Source organism: Streptococcus sp. C300 (genome assembly GCF_000187645.1).
Lineage (GTDB): Bacteria > Bacillota > Bacilli > Lactobacillales > Streptococcaceae > Streptococcus > Streptococcus oralis_CQ.
Genome location: NZ_GL732466.1, coordinates 194,164 through 219,496 on the forward strand (window position 1 = coordinate 194,164; position 25,333 = coordinate 219,496).

Annotated in this window: 24 protein-coding genes and 1 pseudogene; 1 reads left to right on the top strand and 24 read right to left on the bottom strand. The window is 40.0% G+C overall.

From position 1 onward, the window contains the following. Positions 1-19: 19 nt before the first annotated feature. The 3 genes and pseudogenes from HMPREF0849_RS00965 to HMPREF0849_RS00975 form a co-directional block, all read right to left on the bottom strand. Positions 20-781: pseudogene (locus tag HMPREF0849_RS00965) on the bottom strand (peptidase U32 family protein); the annotation flags it as partial. A 125-nt stretch (positions 782-906) separates the two neighbouring features. Next, complete coding sequence (locus HMPREF0849_RS00970; protein WP_000209229.1) at positions 907-1,587, bottom strand: ABC transporter ATP-binding protein; 681 nt, start codon at positions 1,585-1,587, stop codon at positions 907-909. A 13-nt stretch (positions 1,588-1,600) separates the two neighbouring features. Next, positions 1,601-2,656 (bottom strand): ABC transporter permease, encoded by a 1,056-nt coding sequence (locus HMPREF0849_RS00975; RefSeq protein ID WP_000280280.1) that lies wholly within the window; start codon positions 2,654-2,656, stop codon positions 1,601-1,603. Positions 2,657-3,041: 385 nt separating this feature from the next. Between HMPREF0849_RS00975 and HMPREF0849_RS00980 the strand changes: the two genes are divergently transcribed. Further along, positions 3,042-3,326 (top strand): DUF3270 domain-containing protein, encoded by a 285-nt coding sequence (locus HMPREF0849_RS00980; protein ID WP_001276160.1) that lies wholly within the window; start codon positions 3,042-3,044, stop codon positions 3,324-3,326. 63 nt (positions 3,327-3,389) lie between these two features. On the opposite strand, the gene HMPREF0849_RS00985 is transcribed toward HMPREF0849_RS00980, so the two are convergent. From HMPREF0849_RS00985 to rplT, 21 genes are all read right to left on the bottom strand, one after another. Further along, positions 3,390-4,727 (bottom strand): sensor histidine kinase, encoded by a 1,338-nt coding sequence (locus HMPREF0849_RS00985; RefSeq protein WP_000482348.1) that lies wholly within the window; start codon positions 4,725-4,727, stop codon positions 3,390-3,392. Continuing rightward, positions 4,717-5,391: a two-component system response regulator CiaR gene (gene ciaR / locus HMPREF0849_RS00990; protein ID WP_000590630.1), complete on the bottom strand. Its 675-nt coding sequence runs from the start codon at positions 5,389-5,391 to the stop codon at positions 4,717-4,719. Before ciaR ends, HMPREF0849_RS00985 begins: the two co-directional genes overlap by 11 nt. A 130-nt stretch (positions 5,392-5,521) precedes the next feature. Continuing rightward, positions 5,522-5,863: a hypothetical protein gene (locus HMPREF0849_RS00995; protein ID WP_001031144.1), complete on the bottom strand. Its 342-nt coding sequence runs from the start codon at positions 5,861-5,863 to the stop codon at positions 5,522-5,524. 157 nt (positions 5,864-6,020) lie between these two features. Beyond that, positions 6,021-6,824 carry an SDR family NAD(P)-dependent oxidoreductase gene (locus tag HMPREF0849_RS01000; protein WP_000502736.1) on the bottom strand — a complete coding sequence of 268 codons (804 nt, stop codon included), beginning with the start codon at positions 6,822-6,824 and terminating at the stop codon, positions 6,021-6,023. Between the two features lie 14 nt (positions 6,825-6,838). Continuing rightward, positions 6,839-7,165, bottom strand: a complete 327-nt coding sequence (locus HMPREF0849_RS01005) for a DMT family transporter (protein WP_009013481.1) — start codon at positions 7,163-7,165, stop codon at positions 6,839-6,841. Positions 7,166-7,215: 50 nt separating this feature from the next. Next, on the bottom strand, positions 7,216-7,500 hold the full coding sequence (locus HMPREF0849_RS01010; RefSeq protein ID WP_008283941.1) for a helix-turn-helix domain-containing protein: 285 nt from the start codon (positions 7,498-7,500) through the stop codon (positions 7,216-7,218). Positions 7,501-7,681: 181 nt separating this feature from the next. Further along, positions 7,682-10,222 carry a M1 family metallopeptidase gene (locus HMPREF0849_RS01015; protein WP_001149148.1) on the bottom strand — a complete coding sequence of 847 codons (2,541 nt, stop codon included), beginning with the start codon at positions 10,220-10,222 and terminating at the stop codon, positions 7,682-7,684. 120 nt (positions 10,223-10,342) lie between these two features. Further along, positions 10,343-10,783, bottom strand: coding sequence for an ASCH domain-containing protein (locus tag HMPREF0849_RS01020; RefSeq protein ID WP_000188815.1), 441 nt, complete (start codon positions 10,781-10,783; stop codon positions 10,343-10,345). Next, positions 10,780-11,628 (bottom strand): putative PEP-binding protein, encoded by an 849-nt coding sequence (locus HMPREF0849_RS01025; protein WP_009013483.1) that lies wholly within the window; start codon positions 11,626-11,628, stop codon positions 10,780-10,782. The genes HMPREF0849_RS01020 and HMPREF0849_RS01025 overlap by 4 nt, the downstream gene beginning before the upstream one ends. Next, on the bottom strand, positions 11,606-12,106 hold the full coding sequence (locus HMPREF0849_RS01030) for an NUDIX hydrolase (protein WP_000403358.1): 501 nt from the start codon (positions 12,104-12,106) through the stop codon (positions 11,606-11,608). The genes HMPREF0849_RS01025 and HMPREF0849_RS01030 overlap by 23 nt, the downstream gene beginning before the upstream one ends. 10 nt (positions 12,107-12,116) lie before the next feature. Continuing rightward, positions 12,117-12,815, bottom strand: a complete 699-nt coding sequence (locus tag HMPREF0849_RS01035) for a 3-oxoacyl-ACP reductase (protein WP_000198451.1) — start codon at positions 12,813-12,815, stop codon at positions 12,117-12,119. Then, on the bottom strand, positions 12,808-13,044 hold the full coding sequence (locus HMPREF0849_RS01040; RefSeq protein ID WP_000141913.1) for a DUF2829 domain-containing protein: 237 nt from the start codon (positions 13,042-13,044) through the stop codon (positions 12,808-12,810). Before HMPREF0849_RS01040 ends, HMPREF0849_RS01035 begins: the two co-directional genes overlap by 8 nt. 96 nt (positions 13,045-13,140) lie before the next feature. Beyond that, the gene (locus HMPREF0849_RS01045; protein WP_001269447.1) at positions 13,141-14,067 is read right to left on the bottom strand and encodes an aldo/keto reductase; all 927 of its coding nucleotides are present in this window, start codon (positions 14,065-14,067) and stop codon (positions 13,141-13,143) included. Positions 14,068-14,161: 94 nt separating this feature from the next. Then, positions 14,162-15,205 (bottom strand): DNA/RNA non-specific endonuclease, encoded by a 1,044-nt coding sequence (locus HMPREF0849_RS01050; protein ID WP_000735445.1) that lies wholly within the window; start codon positions 15,203-15,205, stop codon positions 14,162-14,164. Positions 15,206-15,373: 168 nt separating this feature from the next. Then, positions 15,374-17,626, bottom strand: a complete 2,253-nt coding sequence (locus HMPREF0849_RS01055; RefSeq protein ID WP_000832908.1) for a glucosaminidase domain-containing protein — start codon at positions 17,624-17,626, stop codon at positions 15,374-15,376. Positions 17,627-17,736: 110 nt separating this feature from the next. After that, positions 17,737-18,723, bottom strand: a complete 987-nt coding sequence (locus HMPREF0849_RS01060) for a dihydroorotate dehydrogenase (RefSeq protein WP_162287148.1) — start codon at positions 18,721-18,723, stop codon at positions 17,737-17,739. Then, positions 18,686-19,486 (bottom strand): dihydroorotate dehydrogenase electron transfer subunit, encoded by an 801-nt coding sequence (locus tag HMPREF0849_RS01065; protein WP_001070080.1) that lies wholly within the window; start codon positions 19,484-19,486, stop codon positions 18,686-18,688. Before HMPREF0849_RS01065 ends, HMPREF0849_RS01060 begins: the two co-directional genes overlap by 38 nt. A gap of 246 nt (positions 19,487-19,732) precedes the next feature. After that, a complete protein-coding gene (gloA, locus tag HMPREF0849_RS01070; protein WP_000157144.1) occupies positions 19,733-20,113 on the bottom strand; it encodes a lactoylglutathione lyase in 381 nt (126 codons plus the stop codon). A gap of 97 nt (positions 20,114-20,210) precedes the next feature. Then, positions 20,211-22,982 carry a J domain-containing protein gene (locus tag HMPREF0849_RS01075; RefSeq protein WP_001028659.1) on the bottom strand — a complete coding sequence of 924 codons (2,772 nt, stop codon included), beginning with the start codon at positions 22,980-22,982 and terminating at the stop codon, positions 20,211-20,213. Positions 22,983-22,995: 13 nt separating this feature from the next. Then, positions 22,996-24,660, bottom strand: a complete 1,665-nt coding sequence (locus HMPREF0849_RS01080) for a molecular chaperone HscC (RefSeq protein WP_000635024.1) — start codon at positions 24,658-24,660, stop codon at positions 22,996-22,998. 174 nt (positions 24,661-24,834) lie between these two features. After that, positions 24,835-25,194, bottom strand: coding sequence for a 50S ribosomal protein L20 (rplT, locus tag HMPREF0849_RS01085; RefSeq protein WP_000124830.1), 360 nt, complete (start codon positions 25,192-25,194; stop codon positions 24,835-24,837). Between the last annotated feature and the right edge of the window lie 139 nt (positions 25,195-25,333).

Here is a 25,333-nt window from a genome sequence, read left to right on the forward strand (position 1 = left end):
AGTTTAGCAATTTCTACAAATTCTGACCAGGTGTGTAGAGCCCCTCTAGCTTCCAGTGAGTGAAACCATGTTCTACTAATTCTGTCAATTTGGTCATCAAATCAAGGTCGTTATTTGCAAAGATGTGGGTACCATGATTGTCTTCAAAGATAGAATAATGGCTTTCTGGGTCACTCGGCTCTGCCAAGAAGAGGTCACGTTTACGTGTCTTTTCATCATCGATATGCGTAAAGTTATAGTAGTTTTGCAAGAGTGGACGTTTAGAATGGTGAATGACACTAGCTCCGTAAACCAACACTTCAGCAGGAATTTCCAAAATCTCAGGCATCTTGAAGAGCTCAGCAGATGGAATTTCACGCGCCAAAACCGCCTCAGATGCGCCAGCCTTTTGACCCCAGAAGTTAATCTGACGACTGCTTGTCACCATGGTTGAAGCATCGTAGATGGTCTTAAATGAATAACCATCGCGATTGACAACGTAAAAGACACCTGCATCCCCAACAGTAATATAGTCTGTCTTGATTTCTTCCAAGAAGTCTAGGAAAGGCTTAATACGGTCCATCATATCTTGGTGCATGAGGGCATTAACCGCAACGATCAATTCCTTACCTGCTTCATGAACCAACTGAGCGATGGTGCGTAACTCTTCATAGCTAAAGGTTGTTGGCAGACGAAGTCCAAAATCTTTCTCACCAACGTAGATACGGTCTACGCCAGCTTCTAGTAACTGTTCAACTTGTTCAATACTTTCAGCAGTTGCTGTAATGATAATCTTTTCCATAAGAAAAATTATACCACATTTCTCAATAATCAGCTATGGGTACTGAGAGTTTCATAAAAAGTTAAACTTGTTTCTATCTTTTCCAATCAAAAAAGTGAACAGTAACTTGTACCATTCACTCTATTTTATGCATGTGTTTCTTCAACTAGATGGCCATCGTTCATGACATAAATACGATCAACCTTATCAAGAAGACGAGTATCGTGCGTAATCATAACAACTCCTCTACCTTGTTCATGAGCAATGGCAGCCAACATCTCCGTTACTTGGTAGGCACGCTCGGTGTCTAGACTGGCTGTCGGCTCATCTGCAAGCACAATGCTTGGATTGTTATAAAGCGCTCTAGCAATCGCGGCACGTTGACGTTCACCACCCGATAGAGCTTTGGGATACTGATCTTTTACTTTTTCCAAATCCAACAACTCAAAGAGATCTTTTCGGTCACTTTTACTATTTTCCCCCTTATCCAGTCTGTCAATCAAATCCAGCTGTTCCTTGACCGTTAGAAAAGGAATTAAGTTTGAAGCCTGGAGAATGAAACCAAACTCTCTAAAACGGAGATCTGTTTTTTCCTTCTCCGTCAAACTGCCTGTTTCCTTCCCTTTGACTAGAATCTTTCCACTCGATGCTTCCTGAAGTTGTCCTAGAGTTGTTAGAAAGGTCGTCTTTCCAGAGCCAGAGGGCCCAACGATAGCTACGAACTCTCCCGCATTTAGCTGAAAATTCGTCTCATGCAGGGCTACGACTTTCATCTTTCCTTCCCCGTAAGTTTTTGTCACTTGATTCATTTCTATCAATGTTGTCATACTATTCTCCTTATCACTCTGCAATCGCAGTAATCGGGTCCACCTTTAGCAAGCGTGGAAGTGAAATGACACCACCTAGAAGGGCCATCAAGCAAATTACCAAGCTTAGGACAGAGTAGGCTATCCAACTTGGATAGAAAAAGAAGGTAGCTGGTAAGACTAAAATGACTCCTCCGATTGCCAGCAAGGCTAACGCAATCCCCATACCAGCTAGGAGGAAGATTTGACAGAATAGAGACCATACAATGGTTTTGATCTGTATTCCCTGAGCTCGCATTATTCCATAAAGTCCTAGTTTTTGGATGGTAATGATATAAACAAAAATCCCCACAATCAAGCCAGTGATAACAATCATAGCAAGAATCATCCCTGAAAATACATTAACCTGAGGTGTGTAACCAGGAATTTTTGATATCATTTTTAGAATGGAAATCTGCTTCAGTCCATCCCCGACCACTTCTATATCATTTTTCAATACCAAGGCAGAGATGGAACGATTGGCTTTCAAGGTTCCTTGTAAGGTCCAATAAGTTGTCAGACTCGTAAAGACAACAGGCTCAGTGAAAAACTTATTTCCTTGAGTCAGGCCTACGATCTTGTAACTTGTCTCACTTCCATTGAGCTGAATGGCATCACCTAGCTTCATCCCATAGTTCTCAAAAGACTGATCCACGACAACCTCATCATCTCTTTCAGGATAACGACCCTCCGTCAAACTAGGAGAGATAAAAGAGTCCCAGTTTTGAGCAAAGATGGAAACGTTAATCTTTTCACTACCATCGACTAGATTGGTCACAGCGAACATATAGCCCAATGGAGCAGCCTCTTCAGAACTCTTTTCCTTGTAGTCTTTTTCAGGAATAAAAGATGCCGTCAAATTATCATTTGCGTAGTCGGATAAAACGACACCCGTCGCTTGCCAATTATCAATAGCGGCCCGGTTGTTTCGCACAAGACCAAGAGCTAGACTGGTCATAAAAAAGACCATAAAAGCGATAAGAAAAATGGTCGTTAAGATCAAACTATATCGAAGTTTGTTTCGTAATATCTCTTTGATAGCAAGATACATGCTTATCTCCTTTTACTTTTCCCAGAGGTAGCAAGAATGCCACCCAGACCAATAGACAGAATCTCTGTCTTATCATCCATTCAAAACAACTCCTATCAATACTCTTCAAAAGTATCCAGGTAGCAACTCAACAAATCATCTTAGGAAAAAGCCTCAGCTTGCTATCAATTTATATAAGTTATCCTTACCTTTCTCAGTATATTTATAATAGAGAAAGTTAGGTCATCTGTTTTAAGTGTAACATCCATGCTATCATTTTCTCTAGTGGGTGTCAAGAAGAGAGACTTAGAAGTTGATAAGAGACTTTAGTAGTTTTGTAACAATTCTGTAATAATTCTCTGCATAAAAAATGATAAAATAGTTATGTACTGTTAAGGAGAGAATCATGTCCGCAAGAAAACTAGAAGCATATGAGTTTGAACAAGCTCCCGAATCGAAACAAACTCCGCTTTACCAAGATTACACACCTGAAGCCCCAGTCGGCCCTAACCTAAAAGAGATTTTATTTTTTGTAAATATCGCTTGTTTCTGTATTTTTATGGCACTTTTTAGTTTTATCTTTTTAGCTATAAAATTAAATACAGCTTTATCCTTTGTCGCTGCAATGGGTCTTAGTTTTGCCCTTTTACAACTTCAACGAAAGATGATGAAACGAAAATTTTCAAAATAAAGGTTGGTACTACTACCAACCTCTTTTTCAGTTATCTAAAAAGACAGTTATAAAACTGTCTTTTTATTTATTCTTTCGTTTTGAAGGAGATTGAATAGCGATCTTAACTTCAAAAATCGTTCCTTTAGGTTTGTTATCTTTCACGCTAATCGTTCCTCGCAAAGCATCAACAATCTGCTTGGCCAAAGATAGTCCAAGACCAAAGCCACCTTTCTGACGGGTTCTCGCCTTGTCCACACGGTAAAATCGGTCAAAGATTTTCTTCTTGTCAGGAGCTGAAATTCCAATTCCGTTATCCGTTACTGTTAGATAGAGGTGGCGATCTGTAGCATGAACTACAAACTCAATTTTCCCATCTTCTTCTGTATACTTGATGGCATTGTCAAACAAGATGGTCATGAGTTGTTTTAGGAGCAACTGATCGGTCATGAAGGGACGATAAATCCGATTTTCATACTCAAAAATACGATCATTTTCAGAAGCAATCAACTCATAGTTAGCAAAGGTTGTTTTAAAGAATTGCGGAGAAACTTCTGCTATTTCTGGTTTGATTCCATCATCGCGACGTGCAAGGTTGAGAAGATTGGTCGTGAGGAAACGCATGTTGCGAACTTCTTCAAGACTCGAAGCGATACTTTCACTGGATTCCATAATCGTCGCCTCTGGTTTTCGAAAGAGATTTTCTAACCGATTTTGTAAAACGGCCAAAGGCGTTCTCAGTTCGTGACTGGCATTTTCAACAAAGGACTTCTGCTTTTGCATACTTTCCAGCAAGGGTTTGACACTGACACGTGCCAAGTAAACACTGGCAATTAAAGACAGGAGCCAGAAACTAGCCATGACTACAACAATTAAATGCTCGTGGTTTTGGCTGATTTGCTCGAGCTGGCTGGTATTGATTAAAACCGCCGCATATTTGACGTTGCTTGAAACAGTGGACGAATTTGTTTCCATCAAGATCATTCGGTAGGTTTCTTCCTGACCGTAGCTATTGACAACTTGGATTTGGCGAATGTGATTCAACTCCTTTTTGTCCAGCTTGATCTTGTCCAAACCTAAAAAACGATTGCCCAGTAAGAGTTGGTTAAAATCCTTGTCAAAGAGCAAGACTTCCGTATTGGAGCTGACATTGGGCTTGATTTCAGCCTTGTTGGCATCCGCTGTTGCTGGTTGAATATCCTTGACCTCTTCAGTTGCCCGATTCAGGGCTAACTGGATAACAGCTTGGGGACTGCTACTAAGAGCTTGGAGTTTTTCATCTACAGAAGTGTAGAGACTCGAGTGCATGACCTGGAGGATAATCAAGGTCATAGCAGAGAAGATCAGTGTGAACACTCCAAAGTTTCGAATGAAATAGCTGAAATCATCTGCATACCATGTTTTTTTTAGTTTATTGAACATCTTTTAAAATATACCCGACACTACGCAAGGTTTGAAGATTTTCAGCAAAGGCTGTTCCCTTCAATTTCTTACGAACTTTTGAGACATAGACTTCTACAACGGAAATCGTCGTATCGCTATCAAATCCCCATAGACGGTCAAAAATTTGCGTCTTGGGAAGAATAACATTTTGATTTTGAAGGAAATAAACCAATAACTCAAACTCTTTTCCGAGTAGTTCCACAGGCGTGTCTTCCACCTTAACCTCATTCGTTGAAAGGTTGACGACAATATCCCCATAGGTCAAGGTGTTTTCGTTAAACTTACCTGAACGTTTGAGAAGGGCTTGGATCCGCATTTTAAGTTCTTCTAGGTAGAAAGGTTTGGTAAGGTAGTCGTCCGCTCCCAACTCAAAACCATGTCCCTTGTCATCCAAACTTTCCTTAGCTGTCATGATAAGGACTGGTGTCGTAATTCCTTTTTCACGCAATTCTTTCAGAACTTGGAAGCCATTTTTTTCCGGCAACATCAGGTCAAGCAAAATCAAGTCATAGACGCCACTTTCTGCTTCGTAGAGACCTTCTTCTCCATCAAAAACCTGCATGACATCTGCAAAATCATCTAAAAAGTCAAATACTGAGTTTGACAGGCCTAGGTCGTCTTCTACTAGTAAAATCTTAATCATCTTGTTCTCCTCCTGCTATAAGATACTAATCAGCTTCATCTAAGGTTATTATAAAATAAAGAATTTTTGTATCATTTTTTGGATCTTAGTATAATTCTTTAATTATTATATCATGGCTTTAACAAATGGATTAAGATTTTGTAGTGTTTTCTTCATTATTTTGGTTAGAATTGCTATCCTTGGCCTTTGTACTTCCATCTGCATTGGCCGGTTTCTTCTTAGAATTGCTACCGCCTTCTTGATTATTATTTCCTTGCTGCGGCTGTCCACCGTGACTTTGCATATTATTGCCATCTTGATTATCTTGCTGGGTTTTCGATGTTTGAACGGTCGACTGCTGATTTGTTGATTTTTGAGTCAAAGAACCGAATATATAACCACCAAGCAAGCCGACCACTAAAGAACCACTTGCTACTACTGATAGCCTCCACTTGGTGCTTTTTTCTACAACAATCATTTTCTCTTTATTCATTCTATATTTTTCTTTCTGCTTTAAGTTTCTGTGAAAAAATGAAGAAGCTCTACTTCATAAATTCACCACATTCTTTCTTTAGGCTATATACATCTTAATTATTTTTTCTTAAAGAATACTAAAAGATGAGAAAATTCTTAGAAAAATAATAGAAAATTTATCCAAAATATTTTTTTAAAATACGACCGTATCGTCTCAGTAAAAGATAATCGGCTATTGCTGGGGATAGAAGGTTTAATGTTGTAAAAATCTTTGTACCTTGTCCCATCAAAATCACTCTTTTACGAGATTTTATACCTTTAAGTAAAGCTTGGGTTACTTGATTTGTACTTGATATAGAGATCCCCATTTCTCTCCAAACTGGATGATAAGGCTTTTCTGATGGTGTGTCTGCTGCATTGGGGCAAAAATAAGTTATATGCATCTTTTTCTGCTCCTGTATTAATTCTCGGTTCATTGATTCGATAAAAGAAAAAAGTCCGGCGCGGCTCGCCACATCTACACTATAATAGGGGAAGGCCAGCCTACCATCTGCAAAACCTCCTGAATGCACAATGGTTGCTCCTTTTTGATTTTTTAACAAAGGTAAAAAATGTTTGCTGACAAGGATAGCCCCTATTAGGTTAATCGTCATAGTTTGATTGATCTCCTCCTCAGAGTGAGATAATAAAGATTTTCGTACATCAAATCCCGTTGCATTAATAACAATATCTATATTACCCGACCACTTTTGAACTTCAGACACTGCAACTTTAATAGAAGTTTCATTCGTTATATCTACTGAGCAAATCGGAATCTTGGAAGCAATATTCTCAGAAAAACTGGCTAATTTATTCATATTGCGACCTAAAAGAAATAAATGAGCACCTGCTTGAAAAAAAGCTTGTGTATAGGCTTGTCCCAAATTTCCACTGGCACCAATAATAACGACTCTTTTATTTTTAAAATAATTGTCACCCATAACATACTACCTCATTAGTGAACCTTTTGTGATAGGTTTAATATAACAAGCCCCACAATAACTAAAGCAATTCCCAAGAGACTTGCGAACGTTACTTTTTCATGAAAAAGCAAAATAGATAGCACAGTTGTTCCAACCAAACCAACACCAGACCAAATAGCATAGACTAGATTTAGTTGTATGCCTTTCAAAGACAAAGATAGAAAGAAAAAACACAAGCCATACAAAACTAAAGCAAGAATCCCAAAAAGCATTTTCGAAAAACCTTGCGACAGTTTTAACAGACTTGTGGCAGCTATTTCAGATACAATAGCAAGAGTTAAATAAACGTAAGACATCATTGTCCTCCTAGAATCAATAGAATTGAAAAGCTAGTCGGAAAACAATTGATTTAGCGATGAGTGGAGGCGAAGCAGGTCCAAAGTGTACAAGCATTAGCTAAAATCATAGACTTGATCTTTGAATTCTTGTAAACAGGAATCTTTTTTCGTCCACATAACTCATCTAAAGAGATCTGATAAAAATCAGCTAAGCGAATCAAACTATGACTATCTATAATTGTTTTATCATTTTCCCAATTTGAGATAGTTTGACGAGTCGTCCCCAGATATTCTGCTATTTGATTCTGACTGTAGCCATTTTGTTCTCTAAATAATTTTAATTGTTTTCCTAACATCTGCATTTCCTCTTTATATTATTCTTTTCTTCACGAATTGGCTAGACGAAATTCTTTAACATCCTATACAATTCTAGGTAAAATTTCTTTGACATTGCTATTATAACACGATTTTCAGGATGGACACTTTATACTGACTTCCAAAAAACAGCAGATTGCAAGATCCGCTGTTTTTTATCTATTACTTACTTGCTTTCAAAACCTTTTCTACTGCAGCTTTTTCACGCTTAATCAAATCAACACGTGCTGCGATATCCTTGATCCCCATGCGAATGTTACGGCTAAGAGCAAGGTCAGAGAGCTGTGGCTCAAAGAATTCCTTGTACTCTGCCAAGCGTTGCTCAGTTTTAAAGATGTGCGATGGAAAGATTACAAAGCTGTCAAAGCTCATGTCGCCACCAAGAGCTGCCTTGATCCAATCCCAGTTTTCACGCGCCCAAACCCAAACAGTTTCTTGGGTAGCTTGGTGTCCTAGGAATTGGAGGTACCATGAAGAAAGGTCTTGTGGTTTCACCACAAATTTGTCCTTCCATGAACTAATCAAGGTTTGGATATTGTCAGCATCTGTACTGTAGGCTAGAGCAGCTGCCAACTGGCGTTTGAAGACCGCATCCGTCGCATGAGTGTAGAGGTCCAGATAAGTTGCGACCAAGTCCTTGGTCTCATGGTGTTTCATCTCATTGATGAGAACTTGTGCACGGATAGCTGCTGGAAGTCCTGCAAGCTGATCCTTGTGATCTTCGAAGATTTGGCTAGCGACTTGACTAGCTTCTGCATCATTTGAGCGAATCATCATAGAAACGGCCAACTGACGAACCAATTCATCCTCATCTGATTCCCCTTCTTTGGCTTTGAAACCAAGACGGTCATAGTTGTGGCGAGCCAATTTAGCAACCAGTGATTTGAATGCTGTTTCAGCATCTGTTCCTTCATCAATAAAGCGCTCAAGGGCAGAAATCACTTGAGAAACAGCTGAAACCACAAGGTAAGACTCTTCCTTAGCAAGTTTATCAAGGACTGGGAGTAAGTCTGCATAAGAAATGTGACCCGCTTCAGCAAGCAGACGACGTTCTTGAACGATTTGCAGTTTACTTGTGTTATCAAGTGACTCTAGCTCAGCAAGAACAGCTTCTAACAAGGCTCCTTGATAGTCTGTAATGTAGTGGGCAGTATTTTCAGTATTAAGGCGAAGTGCTCCTTTGTTTTCAGCAAGAAGAGCTGCATAACCTGGAATTTCGATGCTTTCAGTTTCCAGAGTATCTGGCAAACCTTTCCAGTTGCTGTTCAGTGGCACTACCCAGAGACGATTCTTATCTTCGTGCTCACCGATGAAGAATTGTTTTTGTGAAATCTTCAATACATCATTTTCAACTGTAGCAGTAAGGACTGGATAACCAGGTTGCTCCAACCAAGAATCCATAAAGGCTGCTACATCACGTCCTGATGCTTGGTCAAGAGCATTCCATAGGTCACGACCAATAGTATTTCCATATTGGTGTTTTTCGAAGTATGCATGCAAACCTTTAGCAAAATCCGCATCACCTAGCCAACGACGAAGCATATGCATGAGACGGCTTCCTTTGGCATAGACAATAGCGCCATCAAAGAGCGTATTGATTTCATCTGGGTGTTTGACTTCGACATGAACAGACTGAACACCATCCGTCGCATCGCGTTTAAGCGCAGCTGGAACACCACCTGTTTGGAAGTCTTCAAAGATGTTCCAACTTGGCTCGATGGCATCCACACAGACGTATTCCATCATGTTAGCGAAGCTTTCATTAAGCCAAAGGTCATCCCACCATTTCATAGTCACGAGGTTACCAAACCATTGGTGAGCCAACTCATGCGCCACAACTAGGGCTACTTGTTGACGACTAGCAAAGGTTGAGTTCTCATCCACAACCAAGTAAACTTCACGGTAAGTCACAAGACCCCAGTTTTCCATTGCACCTGCTGAGAAGTCAGGAAGGGCGATGTGGAGCGATTGAGGAATTGGATACTTAACTCCGTAGTAATCTTCGTAAAACTCGATTGAGCGAACGGCGATGTCCAGTGAGAAATCAAGGTTTGATAGGGGGTGGGCTTTGGTTGAGTAGACACCAACGAGAGTACCATTCTTGGTTTTAGCGGTTACCCCTTGCAAATCACCAGCTACAAAGGCTAACAAGTAAGAAGACATGCGAGGTGTTGTCTCAAACTTCCAGACGCCTGTTTCCTTACGGTCTTCCACATCAATTTCTGGCATGTTTGACAGGGCCACTTCACCTTCCGCTTGGTCAAAACGTAGAGCGAGGTCAAAAGTTGCTTTGGCTTCAGGCTCGTCCACACATGGGAAGGCTTCACGCGCAAAATGGCTTTCAAACTGAGTAGACAGGACTTCCTTCTTGACACCATCAACTGTGTAATAAGAAGGGTAAATCCCTGTCATGTTGTCTGTGATTTTTCCTGAAAAAGCGATGACCAATTCAACTTGACCAGTCTCAGCCAATTCGATATGAAGGGCTTCATTGTCATGGTCAACTGTAAATGGACGAGCTTGACCCGCAACTTCTACAGAAGTGATTTCCAAGTCCTTTTGGTGAAGGGAAATACGGTCACTCTGTGCTTGACCAGTAATGGTCACCTTCCCAGAAAAGGTCTTGGTCTCACGACTCAAGTCTAAAAATAAATCATAATGTTCAGGAACAAATTGGGTAATAAAATGTTCAACTGCTTGCATAGTTTTCTCCTATTCTAAGTTTAAGAGTTTTACTCTTCTTCAAACAAACTTATTATATCATGTTTTGCTTTAGAAAAAAGGATTGGACGGTAATTTCCAAAACTTTCTTCCTTCTGCAGTCTAGAGTGGGTAGACCTTGCGAAATTCTTCCAAAACGACCTTGCTGTCAGGTGTAAAAGTCAAGCCCGCTTCCTCCAGCCACTCCGTGAAGAATTCCTCATGAACCTGACGCCAATAGGCTAAAGATTTGTCTCCCTCACCTTCCTTGTAGGCATGGTCAGCAGAAACTTGATGAAAGGGCTGAACGGAAACCTTGGTAATTTCGACAATGCAGACAGCCTGATTTTGACTGTCTAAAATGACATCGAAGGTCCCTTCTTGTGGAAGAGATTCGTCCTCTACTGCGTAAAGATCGTAGGCTGAGGCAGTTGCTGTCTTTTCGCCTCTTAGTACCAAATCTGCCAAGGTATCGGCTTCCACTCCAAAAGCCCAGGCATCTATCTCATCTCCAATCGAGGGGTTAATTTGCTTATACGCATTCCACATTTCTTGCGGTGTCATGGGTTGCTCCTTTGTAATTTTTTACTTTCTTCTTTTACACGTTTGAGATGGTCTGGATGATCAATCCCTAAATTAAAAATCTCTGGAATAGAGCTGTAGTGGATAATACACTCAATCCCCATCTGATTCATTTTTTGTATGAAAGAAAGATTCAGATAGCCTGCTACAGCAAAGTCAATCTTTTTAGTATTTGATTTTTCCTGCATTTGTCTCAGCATATCTAACATAATGGGACTTTCCATATCATGCCATTGACTGTTTCTCACAGTCGCAAAAACAAAAGAAGTCAAATCATTCATTCCAACTATAATCTTTGAAATACCAGTTTCTATTATTCTGTCCAAGTCAAAATAAGCTGACGGTAATTCAATCATTGTGCCGACTTTTCCAGTAAAACCATGCTGACGTAATACTCTAATAGCTTGCTTTAACTGCTTAGCATCATTGACAAAAGGAAAGATAACAGACAGATTGGGATTGGTTTGATAAATTTCTGTAACGACATGTGTCTCAGCCTGAAATTCATCAGGACACGCCAGCAAGCGCCTAGTTCCTCTATAACCAAACAAGGGATGATTTTCATCAAAATGCTCTTTAGTCCCCTCTAAACAATTAGCTTCTGTATTTGTTAACTCTGAAAAACGATACCAAACCTCTTCATCTGAGTACAAGGAGCAAATGGTGTCTAGATAATCTTTTACAAATTGCTGACAACTTGCTAATAGGATGTTTTGATTAAGCTCTCTCAGTAAGTATTCTCCACGAATTATGCCAACATGATGCAATAGTTGTGGGTAAACTTTTGCAACAATTTGTTCGCCACTAAGAGCAAGTTGCTTTCTCATCATTCACCTTCCAATTCATGTAGGAAGTCTTGTCCAGTTCCGGAAATCCTAATAATTCAGACTTAACCTTCAAGACTAATGGCGACGCATTTTCTTCTGTGATTTTTTGAATATCCATCCAAACATATCTAAGTGAATCATTCGCACCATCAGACACAGCTTCCGAAATCGTAACTTGAGCTTCCTTCTCGTTTACCTCAATATCATAAAATGCCATGATATGGTGTACTGCAAAGTCTTGCCCTTCTTCTTGAACCAGCACATCATAAATCCTAGGATTAGCGTAACCCTTTAGCTTATATCCAGTCTCTTCCATAACTTCTCTAATCAGAGTTTCCGTCAGTCCTTCACCAAGTTGCTGACTACCACCAGGTAGATCATAACGATGTTGATAAGGGCCTCTCGTTTTTTCAACGCAGAGTAACTTCCCATTTTCAAAGCAAATACCATATACTCCAAAGTGTTTTTTGATTTCCATCCAACTCCTCCTACTTCAAAGACCAGCCACCATCCACAGTCAAGATTTGTCCTTGCATGGCAGATGCGTGACCGCTAGCTAAGAATAAGCTGACTTCTGCAATTTCACTTGGCTCAATCCAGCGTTTGATAGGTGTTTCACTGGCTACCCAGTCAGCTAATCCACCGGGTTCAAAGTCGGCAGCAGTCATAGCTGTCTTGACAGCACCAGGAGCAATCCCAAAGACCTGAATCCCAGCTTCAGCATAGTCTAGAGCCAACTGCTTGGTAAAGCCAGCTAAGGCGTGCTTAGACGAGGTATAGGCATGACCACCACCACCTGCTAGGCTCGAAGCGATGGAGCACATATTGATGATGATTCCCTTTTTACTTTCCAGCATTTGCGTCAAATAATGTCGTGTCATCTCAACTGGAGTCACATAGTTAATTTCAAAAATCTCTTGGATTTCCTGGGCAGATTGTTCTAGTAAAGGTTTATAGTCATCCAAAACTCCAGCAGTATTGCACAAAACATCCACCTGAGGGCACCAGTCAAAAACAGGTTTCAAATCTAATGTCAAATCCCTCTGTAAAAAGTAGAAATCACCATCTAAAACTGGATTTTCTCCTTGATCTACACCATAAACTTGATAGCCATTCTCTAAAAAATGGCGAGCTTGAGCCAGTCCAATCCCTGAACTCACACCTGTAATGAGTACACGTCTAGTCATGGACTTCTACCCAATCCGTCGCCAAAACATCACAAGGCGTCGGACTCCACATGGAAAAGCCTTCCCCTTCTCCAGAAACGTTGATTAGGAAATAGGGCGTCACTTCAAGTGCAACCCCATTTTGCTCGATGGTGTCAAAAAGCTGCACATAGTTTTCAGCCCCTCCCCAACCAGTTCGTACATATTTTTTCTTAGCCTTTAATCCAGGCAGAATTTCTTCAAAAGTCATGTTGTTCTCCTTTAATGCTACATTCTTAGTTTAATTATAACAAAAAACCGTTTTCCAACGGCTTTTTGACTGTGATTTATTTAAATCTGCTTCTACTTACGGCAAATTATTCCCTGCTGCAAGATAAATTTCATACCATTCTTTTCTTGTTAAGCTAAAGTTTGCCGCTTGGCTAACTTCTCTCAAATGCTTAGGATTTGTTGTACCTACGACTGCCTGCATTTTTGCTGGATAACGCAATATCCAAGAAATGGCAATAGTTGAAGGGGTTACTCCATATTTTAAAGCTAGACGATCAAGTACTTGATTCAAAGCTTGAAATTTCTCATTACCAACAAAGTTCCCTTTAAAATACCCGAATTGTAAGACAGACCATGCTTGAATGACCACATCGTGTAATTTGCAATATTCAAAAACGCTGCCATCTCGCATCGTTGCTTGACTATCTTCCATATTAACATGAAAACCTGATTCGAATCCTGGAGTAAAAGCCGCACTCAATTGTAGTTGATTAACAGCTAACGGCTGCTTGACATCTTTTCTAAGCAACTCCATCATCATAGGATTTTGATTAGAAACTCCAAAATCTCGGACCTTACCTTGTTTATAAAGAAGATCAAAGGCTTCTGCTACTTGGTCAGATTCCATCAAAGCATCTGGTCGATGAAGAAGCAAGCTATCTAGATGATCAATCTTCAATCTTTGCAAAATTCCGTCAACTGATTTTATAATATAGTCCTTAGAAAAATCAAAATAGGTAAATTCTTCAATGCGAATGCCACATTTGGACTGAATCCACATCTTTTCTCTTAAATCTGAACGATTTTTTAGGACAATACCTAACAGTTCTTCACAACGACCACGACCATAAATATCAGCCAAGTCAAAAGCATTGATTCCAACAGAAAGTGCTGTTTCTACAATCTCTTCAACTTCTTTTACAGACTTATCTTTTATTCTCATCATTCCGAGAACAATTTCTGATAATTCTTTGTCATCTTGACCAAGAGTTATGTATCTCATCAAGTTTTTCTCCTTTAATGCTACATTATTAATTTAATTATAACAAAAAACCGCTTTACAACGGCTTTTTGACTGTATATCTGCTAAATTCTTCCTACCACTGCAATCCGGCTTCTCTAATTTCTTTCTTAGAAGCGAATTTACCATTTGGTCTGTGCCATCTTCCGTTTTTATCTCTAAAGTAGCCACCTGAATTTGTTGATTGTGAGTTTGATTCCTGGCTTTCTTCCTTTTCTTGTGCGGCTTGGCGAGCTTTTTCCTGCTCTTCTTCTTTTGCTTTCTTTTCAGCTGCTTCTTTTTCTTCAGCCTCTTTCTTGGCTTTTTCCTCAGCTTCCTTCTTAGCTTTCTCCTCAGCTTCTTTCTTAGCTTTTTCTTCTTTGTTTTCAACTGTATTTTTAGCAGTACCGTCCAAGTAATTGATTTCCGCATTAGCTGAAACATTGTCTAAAACGACATGCGTCACCGAATACTGATCAACCTTTTCTTTACTACCACCCAACTTGATCTCCAAGAGTTTGCCGTTTTCATCAATTCCCACATACTGCAATTCAATTTGTCTCGGAATCAATTCATCCTTCTGATAGATTGGGGTCACCTTGTAGTCAAGATAGTAGTTCGGATGATTGGCCAACCAAGAGTCCAATCGATTCTCATAGTAAAGCATGCTTTCTTGATTAGTATTATCTGTACCATAGTAAGTTCCAGCATTTAGCCAGTTAGTCATTGGAACCAGATTCCTCTTTTCATCGTTTAATCCACTAAACTGGTAGCCAATCAAATGACCACGGTTCATCAACCAAGCCTTTTTAGAACCATCTCCATAGTAAAAATTATAGTTATGCCAACCAACCGGGTTATAACTTATCTTAGGCTCTCTCTTCTCAGTTGGCTCATCGCTGTCCTTAAGTTGAATATGAGCACCCGTTGCGCGTGATTTAGAATCCAATTCCCCAAGTTCTAGTTGTTTCTCATTTTTAAAAGGCAAGAGTCCAGCTTCTTTAAACAACTTCTCATCAAACTTGATTTGCTTCTGTTCAATTTTTTCTTCTGGGACCTTTGATTCCGCCTTATGTCCAGAACAAGCAACTAATGTTGTGATTGAAAGCAAGGCAATTGAGAAGGATAGTAGCTTTTTCATAAAAATCTCCTTTTTATATAGTAATTAGATTAATATCTCCTCTTACATTTTACTATCATTTTGTTAATTGTTCAAGAATAAAGATACTGTTATTATACTATTTCTCCTCCAATGTTCAAAACAAAAACGATAACCACTTTTTCAGTAGTTACCGTTGATTTCTTTTGATTAGTCTTTCCAACCAAGTTTGCTGTTGATAGTCATCATGATGCTGGCTATCTTCTCACCCCAGTATGGATCTGAAGCATAGCGAACATTCATTCCGGTTGCTTTATTTCCAAGGTGGTCTCTACCATAGTCAATATAATTCTCACGGATCCACTTGGCCGCTCCGAGAATTCCTTTGTCCACATTATCAAAGCTCTTGGCTGAGAGATATGGGCTAGTATCATAAGCAGCAATACCAAAGAAATTGTTCTTATCTCTGGCAATTTGACTGCGTCCCCAAGCACTTTCAAGGGCACTATGGGCCATCAAGTAAAGGGCATTTACACCGTAGCGTTCCTCAGCTTCTTTGAAAGTCGCTCCTTTACCTGCAAGAGGACTATCCTGCAAGTTCATCATCGAATACAGTTTATCCAATTCAGCTGCACTATAATTACTTGGTTCTCTCAAGTTTTTATAGAGGAAAGGATTTTTAATGGTAAAGCCATCAAAATGCTCTCCATCAGTTGAGTAGTACTTCTTACCAATAACCATGGCAGATGTGTGTGGAGCTACTTTGATACTCGTATAAGGAGAGAGTTCATGGTAGAGGAATTTCCCATCACTAGTATAATGAGGGATAAACTCGCTTCCTTCATCTACTGCTGTCAAATCACTTTGATTCATATAGCCAGACAAGCCAGAAATCGAAACTGCAAGTCGGCCGCCTTTTCGCGTCGAGCTATCCAGTGAAACAATGCTTCCTTGGTTAATGTAACTCAAGATTTCTCCAGATGCACTATAGACATAGGCTGTGATGGGTTTAACTTTGTAATATTTGGTTTTATCCGCAACATGCCATCTACCAGAAGCATCCAAAGTATGACCATCCACAGTTTCATTTTTTGCCATATAACCGCCTGATTTAAGGTAGTACCATGATTGGTCGGATGAATCGTAGATTAATTCTTTCTCAGCCATCTTTCCATTTGACTTGAGGTAGAACCAATTGTTCTTGTACCATACCCACTCACTCGCAGCCATATAACCACCAGATTTGAGATAGTAGTAACCATTATCCCAGAGCCATTCTTTATTGGCATAATTTCCATCAGAGTTAATATAGAACCAAGAGTTATAATTCTTGTCAAAGAGCCACCCTTTGCCAGCTTTTGCTCCACTGCTCGTCACATAACTGCGGTCAATCCAAGTTTCCGTAGAGAGGTAGCCGCCTGATTTGAAATGGTAATCCTTTCCTTTGATGGTTTGCCAACCTTTTTCAGCATAGGTTCCGTCAGCTTTCAAGTAAAACCAAGAGTTATAATTCTTGTCAAAGAGCCATTCCGATTTCAATTTAGCTCCACTCTTCGCAACATAGAAACGATCTATCCAGCGCTCGGTAGAAAGATAACCGCCTGATTTGAAATGGTAATCTTTTTCTTTGATCGTTTCCCAGCCTTTTTCGGCATAGGTTCCGTCAGCTTTCAAGTAAAACCAAGCATCATAATTCTTATCAAAGAGCCATTCCGATTTCAATTTAGCTCCACTCTTCGCAACATAGAAGCGATCAATCCAACGTTCAGTAGAAAGATAACCGCCTGATTTAAAATGGTAGTCCTTCCCATCTATAGTTAACCACCTATTTTCAGCATAGGTACCGTCTTGTTGAAGGTAGAACCAACTGCTATAATTAGCATCATAGATCCAAGCCTGTTTTACCTTATTTCCTTTATCAGATAGGTAGTGAGAGCCAAGCCAGGTATTTTTTAAGATTTTCCCTTGAGAATTGACATAGTACTGGTCTTCACCTTGAGTGATCCACTCATCTTTGGCCATTTTCCCGTCTTCTTTAAGGTAATATTTTTCTTTACCTTGTTGAATCCATTCTTTTTGAGCTTTCTGACCATCAGACTTGAGATAATACCAGGATTCTTGTTCCTGATTAAATACCCACTGTTCCTTTGCTTTAGCACCACTTTCAGTCACATAGTACTGGCCAATCCACGTTTTTGTAGCTAATTTCCCAGCTTCGTTAAAATAGTAATCCTTACCACCAACTATCAACCAGCCGTTCTCAGCACGATTTCCATCAGCTGTTAAATAAAACCAGGCCTGTTGCGTTTGATCATAGATCCATTGGTTGGTTGCTGGTTTCCCGTCTGCTTTGAGGTAGGTCTTTCCTTGCCAAGTTCCCTCTTCTGCTTTTGCTGTCTCCACTACAGTAAAAAAACACCCCAATAAGCCAGCACTTACTAGGGCCACTTTCCATCGTTTCATTTAAATGCTCCAATAACGTTTTCTAATCCCTATTGTAACATAGTTAACCGACGGAAATATTACAAATTGATGAAGATTCTATGTCTTGTTGACGATAAGGAAGACCTAGCTTATCTCAGACTGGTTTTGACTTCCTGACGAAGATCTTCCAAACTGCTAATGCCATATTTATCCATGACTTTTGGTAGATGTTCGATGATATCAGGACAGGCATAAGGATTGGTAAAGTTGGCTGTTCCAACCCCAATGGCAGAAGCACCAGCCAGATACATTTCTAGCGCTGCTTCAGCAGAATCCACTCCCCCCATTCCAATAATGGGCAAGCCTGTTGTTTGAGCTACTTGGCGGATGAGTTTGAGGGCTACTGGAAAAACTGCTGGACCTGACATTCCACCTGTTCCATTGGCTAGGATTGGTTTTCTAGTTTTGAGGTCAAAGCGCATACCGACAAGGGTATTGATCATGGTTAAGCCACTTGCTCCTGCATCTTCTGCGGCTTTAGCAATAGAGACAACATCCGTTACACTAGGGGTTAACTTAACATAAACTGGCACATCAGAGGCTTCCACAGCTGCTTTTACCACTTCGTAAGCTAGATCCGGATCTTGCCCAATCAAAAGTCCATGATTGCCGTGATCCACATTCGGACAAGAGATGTTGAGCTCAATCGCTTTTACATTAGCTGCCTTGGAAATTCCTCGAGAAACGGCAGCGTACTCTTGTTTTGAAAAGCCTGCTACATTGGCGATGATGGGAAGCGTAGGATACTCTCTTTCCAGCCAAGGCAACTTTTCAGCTAAAACAGCTTCTAAACCTGGATTTTGCAAACCGATTGCATTGAGCATACCTGCAGGCGTTTCTGCCACCCTAGGAGTTGGATTGCCAAAACGGGGTTCTAGAGTCGTTGCCTTGATCATAATAGAGCCTAAAAGGTCCAAATCATAGTACTTGGAATATTCCTGACCAAAACCAAAACAGCCTGATGCTGGTATGATAGGATTTTTCAAATCCAATCCCGGTAGAGAAACTTGTAAACGTTTGTTAGTCATGACTTTCTCCTTATAATACAACTGTTCCTGTACGGAAAACAGGGCCATCTTCACAGACGCGTTGACTAATTGTCTCACTATCTGGCACTTTTAGGACACAGGCATAGCAAGCCCCCATCCCACAAGCCATACGAGATTCTAGAGATAGATAGGCTCTTGGGTGATTATAAAATTTTTGATTGATGTACTTCATCATTCCAGGCGCTCCACATGAGTAAACAGCATCAAATTGACTGTCTAAGTCATTAATGACGACTGACACATTTCCCTTGATACCATATGAACCATCATCTGTCGTTACAAAGACCTGACCATATTGGGTCAATTCTGTTTCGAGAATCACAGCATCCTTGTTGGCAAAACCGAGGACTGTCACTACTTTCACCCCACGCGCATGCAATTCCTTGGCCACTTCAAGCAAGGGGGGAACACCAATCCCACCACCAACGAGGAGAACTTGGCTCTGATTGTCTAAATCAGACAAGTCAAAACCATTTCCCTGAGGTCCCATCACATCAAGAGTATCTCCCTGTCTTAAAGTTGAAAAAATAGCTGTCCCAGCCCCCTCTATCCGATAAATGAGATGACACTGCTTCTTGACCTTGTCAATAGACGAAATTGAAATAGGACGGCGCAAGAGATGGGCATCATCAGGCACGCGCAGATGGAGAAATTGGCCTGCTCGCATGGCTTCAACCATTTCTCCTTCTAGGACTAATTCAAAGATTGCTGGCGCAATTTCCTCCTGAGCGACCACCTTCATGGTTTCCAAACGAATGGCACCCAAACGCTTCTTACATGTGGGATTCATGACTTTTCCTCCTTAAATTTAAGGGGACCAGATAAAGAAAAGACCTTGCTATTGCAAGGTCTCAGTCGAGATAGGATAGAACTCATGCGCACACCTAAAAAGTCTCCGCAGAGAGTTCCCTATCCCTTTTATCTGACACCTTGTGAGTCTCTCTGGACTCCCCTTAAAGGTTAAATTTGTATTAGTATACTCTTTCAAAGAAAAAAAGTCAAGTAGAAAACGAACATTCTACTTGACTTCACTGAGTTATTTTTCACGAATGACTTCGACCTTGTAGCCATCAGGATCCTTGACAAAGTAATAGTTTGGTTGAGTTCCTGGAAGTCCATTAGGGGCTGTCACCTCATAGCCTTTAGCGCTATGTTCTTGATGTAGACCCTCAAGGTCAGGTGTACTGAGGGCGATATGGGCGAAGCCATCTCCTACCACGTAAGGACCGTGATCATAGTTATAGGTCAACTCTAACTCGTAGTCATCACCCTCAAGTCCTAGATAGACAATCGTGAAAGCATAATCTGGAAAATCTTTGCGACGCAATTCTTTAAATCCAAAAGCATCTTGATAAAAGGCGATTGATTTTTCAAGGTTTTCTACTCGCAAGCAAGTGTGTAACATTTTTGAAGCCATTTTCATTACCTCTTTCATTTTAATAGTTCTATTATACCTTTATTCAGGAAAATTTACTAGAAACTTGAACTAGAGTCCTCTTCTCTACTCTTTCATTCTAAGTAGCACTTTTACGATTTTCCTTGCGTATATTGCGAATAAGGAAAAGCATGATAAGGACAAAAAGTCCCTCAAGGAAGTAGAAGGTAAATTCGCTGTTCATGAGTAGTAAGTCTCTGTAATGATAGTTATTACCGAAAACTGAATTTGGTGCAAATAGGATTCGGAACAGTCTTCTTAGGAAAATAAAGATCTGCAAGCCATAAATCATAAAGACCTTCTTCACACCAATCATGAAGCCTTGATCCTTTGTAAAATAAGACAAGGCGATTCCATTTAACAAGAGAATAACCGTTATGGCTAGAGTCTCATTTTGTAGAATAGTTGGATCAAAGATGTCTAAACGGCTGTGAATATAGGGCAGCGTTTGAAAGAGTAGGATCCCCAAGATTGCTGGTATGAAAATTTTCTTCAGAGATGGTGGAAATCCAGGACTAAATCTTGTAAAAGACAAGCAAATCACAAGAATTGCAAAAATATGGAAGTACATCATTGCAACTCCAGAAATGATCTGGTTTCTATTTACCAAAGCGGATAAGAAGCCAGCAGAAAGAAAGATACCGATAGGAATCAGCTTCTCCAAAGAATAATCCCACTTCAGCCCTTGACTCACCTGAAAACCATCGATTAGACAGAATAATGTAATGAAAATGAGGGCACCAATGAGACCAAACGGTAAGAATGGAAGGACGAGGAGCAATAGCAAGATGAATAGGAACCATGGATGGGGACTGTAGTAGAATTTTCGTTTTAACCCCCTAGCAGTCACTCCTTCCTCAATCGCTATTTGCCTTAATTTTAGCATATAGACGTAAAAGAGAGATAACATACCAGCATGGACCCAAGAATTATAAATAGGTCGCTCTAGAACGCTGAGTATCAGACTCACAAGCGTAAAGAGGATAAAGAATATCTGTAGAAACTTGTTTTTAAGGACCTGTCTTTTTTTCCAATTCAAATAAGATAACTTGGCCTTTGGATGACAAAGTTCATAGGCATAGGCTGTCATCTCTTTTAGTTTCTGGTCTGTCTCCTCCGTCATCATTTGGGGAGCCATTTTAGAAGTAGGAAAAGGAGCTAAAACATATCTCAGGAGATCGCCATCTGTAAATCGATGGTACTCCTTATAGATCTGTTGAAGTAAAATCGTTAGAATACGTGGTCTTCCTTTAAAGTAGCTTCTCCACTTTTCCCAATCATTGATATCTTCATAGCTCTTAGTGAGCTTATCCATATAGAGATAACCTTCATTGTACCAGTAATCAAAATTTTCTTTTTTATCTAGTGCGTACTCCTCTACAACTGAAGGATAGGAATGGATACTCTCCCAGAAATGGAGTTTTTTCAGGTAAGGATTTGATTCCTCATCACTGTAACGCTCCACAAATTGGAGAACGAGGGCTAACACTTTCGCATTGGTTAAAGGATAGACGTCCACCTTTTCTAACAAATCAAGTAGGAGCGTGTGATCTTTGACTGATTCAAAAAGATATTGCCAATCACGTAAAAGTTTATACTCGTCTTGATAGCGGGCATGGAGCAACTCATAAAATGCTGCCTCAATTTCATCTGGATCATCTAGAGAGTAGTGACCAAAGTCAACATTTTCCCCGGATTCTTCTTTTAGCTGCTCTAAGTAATCAACCAAGTCATCCAAGAGTGGATAATCCTCTTCAAATATGACTTGTCGGTTTTTTTCCAGGATATAGGTTAAAACGGGCACACTCTTGATTATCTGACGATTTTGATTTACTTGATCCAAGACCATAAAGCTCAGATAGGGGTGCTTGAAAAACTCTATCCAAGAGCTCAATTGATTTGCTTTGTTAAAATCTTGGAGAATTTCTTGGCAAAGTTGATAAGAATAATAGAATTCTTCAGTGGCTTCATGTGCGCTTTCAAGCGAACTGCCTTCCTCTTCTGCTATATCTCTTTTAACTTTCCAATACTTCAGTTTATAGTAATAGCCCCAGTACTTAAAGTCAGGTATATAGTCTTCTAGCAAGGGAATGAGGATAGAGAATTGCTCCGGTTTGTTAAAAATATAAACATCCATTTCCTCTAAAACGGATTGAACAATGTCCATATCATACTGATACTGATGAAAGAACTGACGCCATAGATGCTCTTGTTCCTCTTGGTTATAGCCGTCATTTCCAACAATACTTTCAATCGCATTTTGGATCAGATAGGTTCCTTCATTATAACCACTAAAGTCAAGAGTAGACCTTGTTGTTCCTTCTTGCCCACGGTTCTCTTCATCACCAAACGTTTCAAAGTTGAGGGGACTCGCAGCTCTTTCTTCAGAATCTCCATTTAGCCGGACTTCCTCATCGTAGTCACTAAAGTCAAGGGTGGACTTTTGCTTATCCTCTTCTGCTTTATAGGTTTCAAAGTTAAAGGAATCGCTGGTTTTATCAGTTGATTGCTGATAATCACTGAAATCAAGACTAGATCTTTCAGACTCTTCGTTCTCAGTCTTCGTTTCTTCAGTCAAGTTTTCAAAGTTGAGACTAGAGTTAAGTTTTTCATTCGCCTCTTCTTCAAGTTCACTAGCTTCTTGAGAGTCACTCGCTTTTTTAAGACTATTTTCTGGTCTTGTGTTTCTAGACCTCGCATAAGTCAAGGCTTTTTGGTAAGCTTCAACAATTTCTTGGTAAATTTCTGGTTGGTCTTCTGGGTGATAGAGCCGAACCAATTCAGCATAACGCCTTCTAATAAGCTTGACGTCAGTCGTTGGCTCTATCCCTAAAGTTTCCCATATATTCATAAGGTCTCCTCTTTTACAGTCCTCGCTCTAGGAAGTCTAGATAGTTTGAAAATGATTGATAAAGTTTTGGCAAATGATAAACAGATGCTTGGCTAACCTCTTCTTCAAATCGTCTAGTTTCAGCCATTAGCTCATCTCTTCTTCTCCCCAAGAGCATACTGTACACACGATTCGCTTTTTCAATCAAGAAACGATAAACCTCTGTTTCTTGAGCATTGATCTTATAGCGAGTCAACTCTGCTTGCTTAGCCTTGATTTCCTTTTCTGTCAGAGTAACACTATCTTGGAGAATAACATGACTAAAGACTTCCTGTGTTGAATCAATTTTCACTTCAACATCCAAAATTCCATTTAAATCATAGGTAAACCGAACTGTGAAACTTTCATTTACTCTAGTATTGACAGGGACGGGAACTTCTAATTCTCCTAGGAACAGGTTTTGTGATGCCTTCATCATCTCACCTTGATAGACCTTTATCTTGACTTGACTCTGTCCCAATTCAGCCGTATAGTACTGCTCGATGCGTGAAGCAGGTAGGGTAGAATTTCGCTCAATAATCGGTGAAAAACGGTCTCCAACTATCTCAATCCCTAGTGTAAAAGGACAAATATCAGACAGTAGCAAATCTCGTATCTCACCCTTACGTTCTTTTATTCCCGCTAAAAGGGCACAACCTCTCGCAATCATCCGATCGGGATCATCAGATACCTGAACCATTTGATTGATACAGTAGGATAAAAAGTCCTGAACCAAGCGGAGTTTCGAAGTCCCCCCAACAAGAACAAAGTTATCAGATGATACATAACTATAGCGCGCATCCATCAAGGCACGGTCCAAAACAGCTTTAACACGAGCTAGCAGAGGCTGACAAAGCTCATAAAAGCGCTGGTAGCTCAAGTCTAAAAAGTATTCCTTATCCTGGTCCATCACTGTCATCTTCACTTCTTCTTTATCATTGAGTTCTAGCTTTGTCTTTTCAGCCTGTACCAGAATTTTGCTGTAAAATTCGCGGGAAATAGTATCCTTGGTTAATTGATTGGAGGCTAAAAATTCCTCAGCAATAGCCGCAGTAAAGTCTTCTCCTCCCAAACGATTGTCCCCTGCAATCGACACGATTTCGACAATGTTATCAAAAAGCTCTACAACTGAAATGTCTAGAGTACCACCGCCAAAATCGACCACAATAAAAGATTGATCTTCTTGGTTTACCATAGATCTTTTAGCAAGAGCCGCTGCGGAAGGTTCATTGATAATCCGATCAATCTGAACGCCTGCAAATTTCCCTGCTAGTTTGGTCGCATAGCGTTGAGCATCGTTGAAATAGGCTGGAACACTGACAATCACTTCCTCAACCTTTTCTCCAAGATAGGTCTCTGCATCGTCTACCAACTTTCGAATGATAAAAGAGCTTAATTCTTCAGCCTTATATGCTCGATTTCCTAGAGTCAACTCATGTTTGGTCCCCATAAAACGCTTGAACTGAGAAACCGTCTTATCTGGGTGGGTCACCAAGCGTTCCTTGGCAATTTTTCCAACTATAATCTCATCATTGTCATCTAAAGCCACAACAGAAGGAGTCAAATACTCACCAAAAGCATTGGGAATCAACTTGACCTGGCCATCTTGGTATACCCCTACTAAAGAATTAGTCGTTCCTAAATCAATACCTACTATCATCTTCTTCAAACTCCAAATCTTTTTTAGATATTCCTATTATACAAGAAATATCCTATTTTCTTTGAAAAAATCTGTCATTTACTCTTTAGAATAGAAAATCATTTATGGTAAATAAAAAAGTTTCACCCTACTCTTGCGGTAAAAACCACGAGAGTAAGAATGAAACAGTTGTCATTATTTACCAAGTTTTGCTTTAGCTGCATCTGCAAGAGCTGTGAAAGCTGCTGCATCGTTAACAGCCAAGTCAGCAAGCATTTTACGGTTAACTTCGATTTCAGCCAATTTCAAACCATGCATCAATTGTGAGTATGAAAGTCCGTTCAAACGAGCTGCCGCATTGATACGAGTGATCCACAATTTACGGAAGTCACGTTTTTTCTGACGACGGTCACGGTATGCATAGTAGTAAGAGTTCATTACTTGTTCTTTTGCAGTACGGAACAAGATGTGTTTAGCTCCATAGTAACCTTTTGCTAATTTAAGAATACGTTTACGACGTTTGCGTGATACAACGCCACCTTTAACACGTGCCATGTTTTATTTCCTCCAAATATTTCCTAGAATTGTTTACTTACTGTTAGGCTATTATTTCAAGCGAGTAAGCATTGCTTTGATACGTTTGAAATCTCCTGAATGCACCATAGATGCTTTACGAAGATGACGACGTTGTTTC

Excerpts from the sequence above, each read along its gene's own strand:
- HMPREF0849_RS01040 (WP_000141913.1), bottom strand. The coding sequence starts at position 13,044 with ATGACTTTTGAAGAAATTCTGCCTGGATTAAAGGCTAAGAAAAAATAT.
- gloA (WP_000157144.1), bottom strand. The coding sequence starts at position 20,113 with ATGGCTTCAAAAATGTTACACACTTGCTTGCGAGTAGAAAACCTTGAA.
- HMPREF0849_RS01055 (WP_000832908.1), bottom strand. The coding sequence starts at position 17,626 with ATGAAACGATGGAAAGTGGCCCTAGTAAGTGCTGGCTTATTGGGGTGT.
- HMPREF0849_RS00995 (WP_001031144.1), bottom strand. The coding sequence starts at position 5,863 with ATGAATAAAGAGAAAATGATTGTTGTAGAAAAAAGCACCAAGTGGAGG.
- rplT (WP_000124830.1), bottom strand. The coding sequence starts at position 25,194 with ATGGCACGTGTTAAAGGTGGCGTTGTATCACGCAAACGTCGTAAACGT.
- HMPREF0849_RS01010 (WP_008283941.1), bottom strand. The coding sequence starts at position 7,500 with ATGTTAGGAAAACAATTAAAATTATTTAGAGAACAAAATGGCTACAGT.
- ciaR (WP_000590630.1), bottom strand. The coding sequence starts at position 5,391 with ATGATTAAGATTTTACTAGTAGAAGACGACCTAGGCCTGTCAAACTCA.
- HMPREF0849_RS01045 (WP_001269447.1), bottom strand. The coding sequence starts at position 14,067 with ATGAGATACATAACTCTTGGTCAAGATGACAAAGAATTATCAGAAATT.
- HMPREF0849_RS00980 (WP_001276160.1), top strand. The coding sequence starts at position 3,042 with ATGTCCGCAAGAAAACTAGAAGCATATGAGTTTGAACAAGCTCCCGAA.
- HMPREF0849_RS01025 (WP_009013483.1), bottom strand. The coding sequence starts at position 11,628 with ATGAGAAAGCAACTTGCTCTTAGTGGCGAACAAATTGTTGCAAAAGTT.
- HMPREF0849_RS01000 (WP_000502736.1), bottom strand. The coding sequence starts at position 6,824 with ATGGGTGACAATTATTTTAAAAATAAAAGAGTCGTTATTATTGGTGCC.
- HMPREF0849_RS00975 (WP_000280280.1), bottom strand. The coding sequence starts at position 2,656 with ATGTATCTTGCTATCAAAGAGATATTACGAAACAAACTTCGATATAGT.
- HMPREF0849_RS01020 (WP_000188815.1), bottom strand. The coding sequence starts at position 10,783 with ATGACACCGCAAGAAATGTGGAATGCGTATAAGCAAATTAACCCCTCG.
- HMPREF0849_RS00970 (WP_000209229.1), bottom strand. The coding sequence starts at position 1,587 with ATGACAACATTGATAGAAATGAATCAAGTGACAAAAACTTACGGGGAA.
- HMPREF0849_RS01005 (WP_009013481.1), bottom strand. The coding sequence starts at position 7,165 with ATGATGTCTTACGTTTATTTAACTCTTGCTATTGTATCTGAAATAGCT.
- HMPREF0849_RS01065 (WP_001070080.1), bottom strand. The coding sequence starts at position 19,486 with ATGAATCCCACATGTAAGAAGCGTTTGGGTGCCATTCGTTTGGAAACC.
- HMPREF0849_RS00985 (WP_000482348.1), bottom strand. The coding sequence starts at position 4,727 with ATGTTCAATAAACTAAAAAAAACATGGTATGCAGATGATTTCAGCTAT.
- HMPREF0849_RS01015 (WP_001149148.1), bottom strand. The coding sequence starts at position 10,222 with ATGCAAGCAGTTGAACATTTTATTACCCAATTTGTTCCTGAACATTAT.
- HMPREF0849_RS01060 (WP_162287148.1), bottom strand. The coding sequence starts at position 18,723 with ATGGCCCTGTTTTCCGTACAGGAACAGTTGTATTATAAGGAGAAAGTC.
- HMPREF0849_RS01080 (WP_000635024.1), bottom strand. The coding sequence starts at position 24,660 with ATGATAGTAGGTATTGATTTAGGAACGACTAATTCTTTAGTAGGGGTA.
- HMPREF0849_RS01035 (WP_000198451.1), bottom strand. The coding sequence starts at position 12,815 with ATGACTAGACGTGTACTCATTACAGGTGTGAGTTCAGGGATTGGACTG.
- HMPREF0849_RS01050 (WP_000735445.1), bottom strand. The coding sequence starts at position 15,205 with ATGAAAAAGCTACTATCCTTCTCAATTGCCTTGCTTTCAATCACAACA.
- HMPREF0849_RS01030 (WP_000403358.1), bottom strand. The coding sequence starts at position 12,106 with ATGGAAATCAAAAAACACTTTGGAGTATATGGTATTTGCTTTGAAAAT.
- HMPREF0849_RS01075 (WP_001028659.1), bottom strand. The coding sequence starts at position 22,982 with ATGAATATATGGGAAACTTTAGGGATAGAGCCAACGACTGACGTCAAG.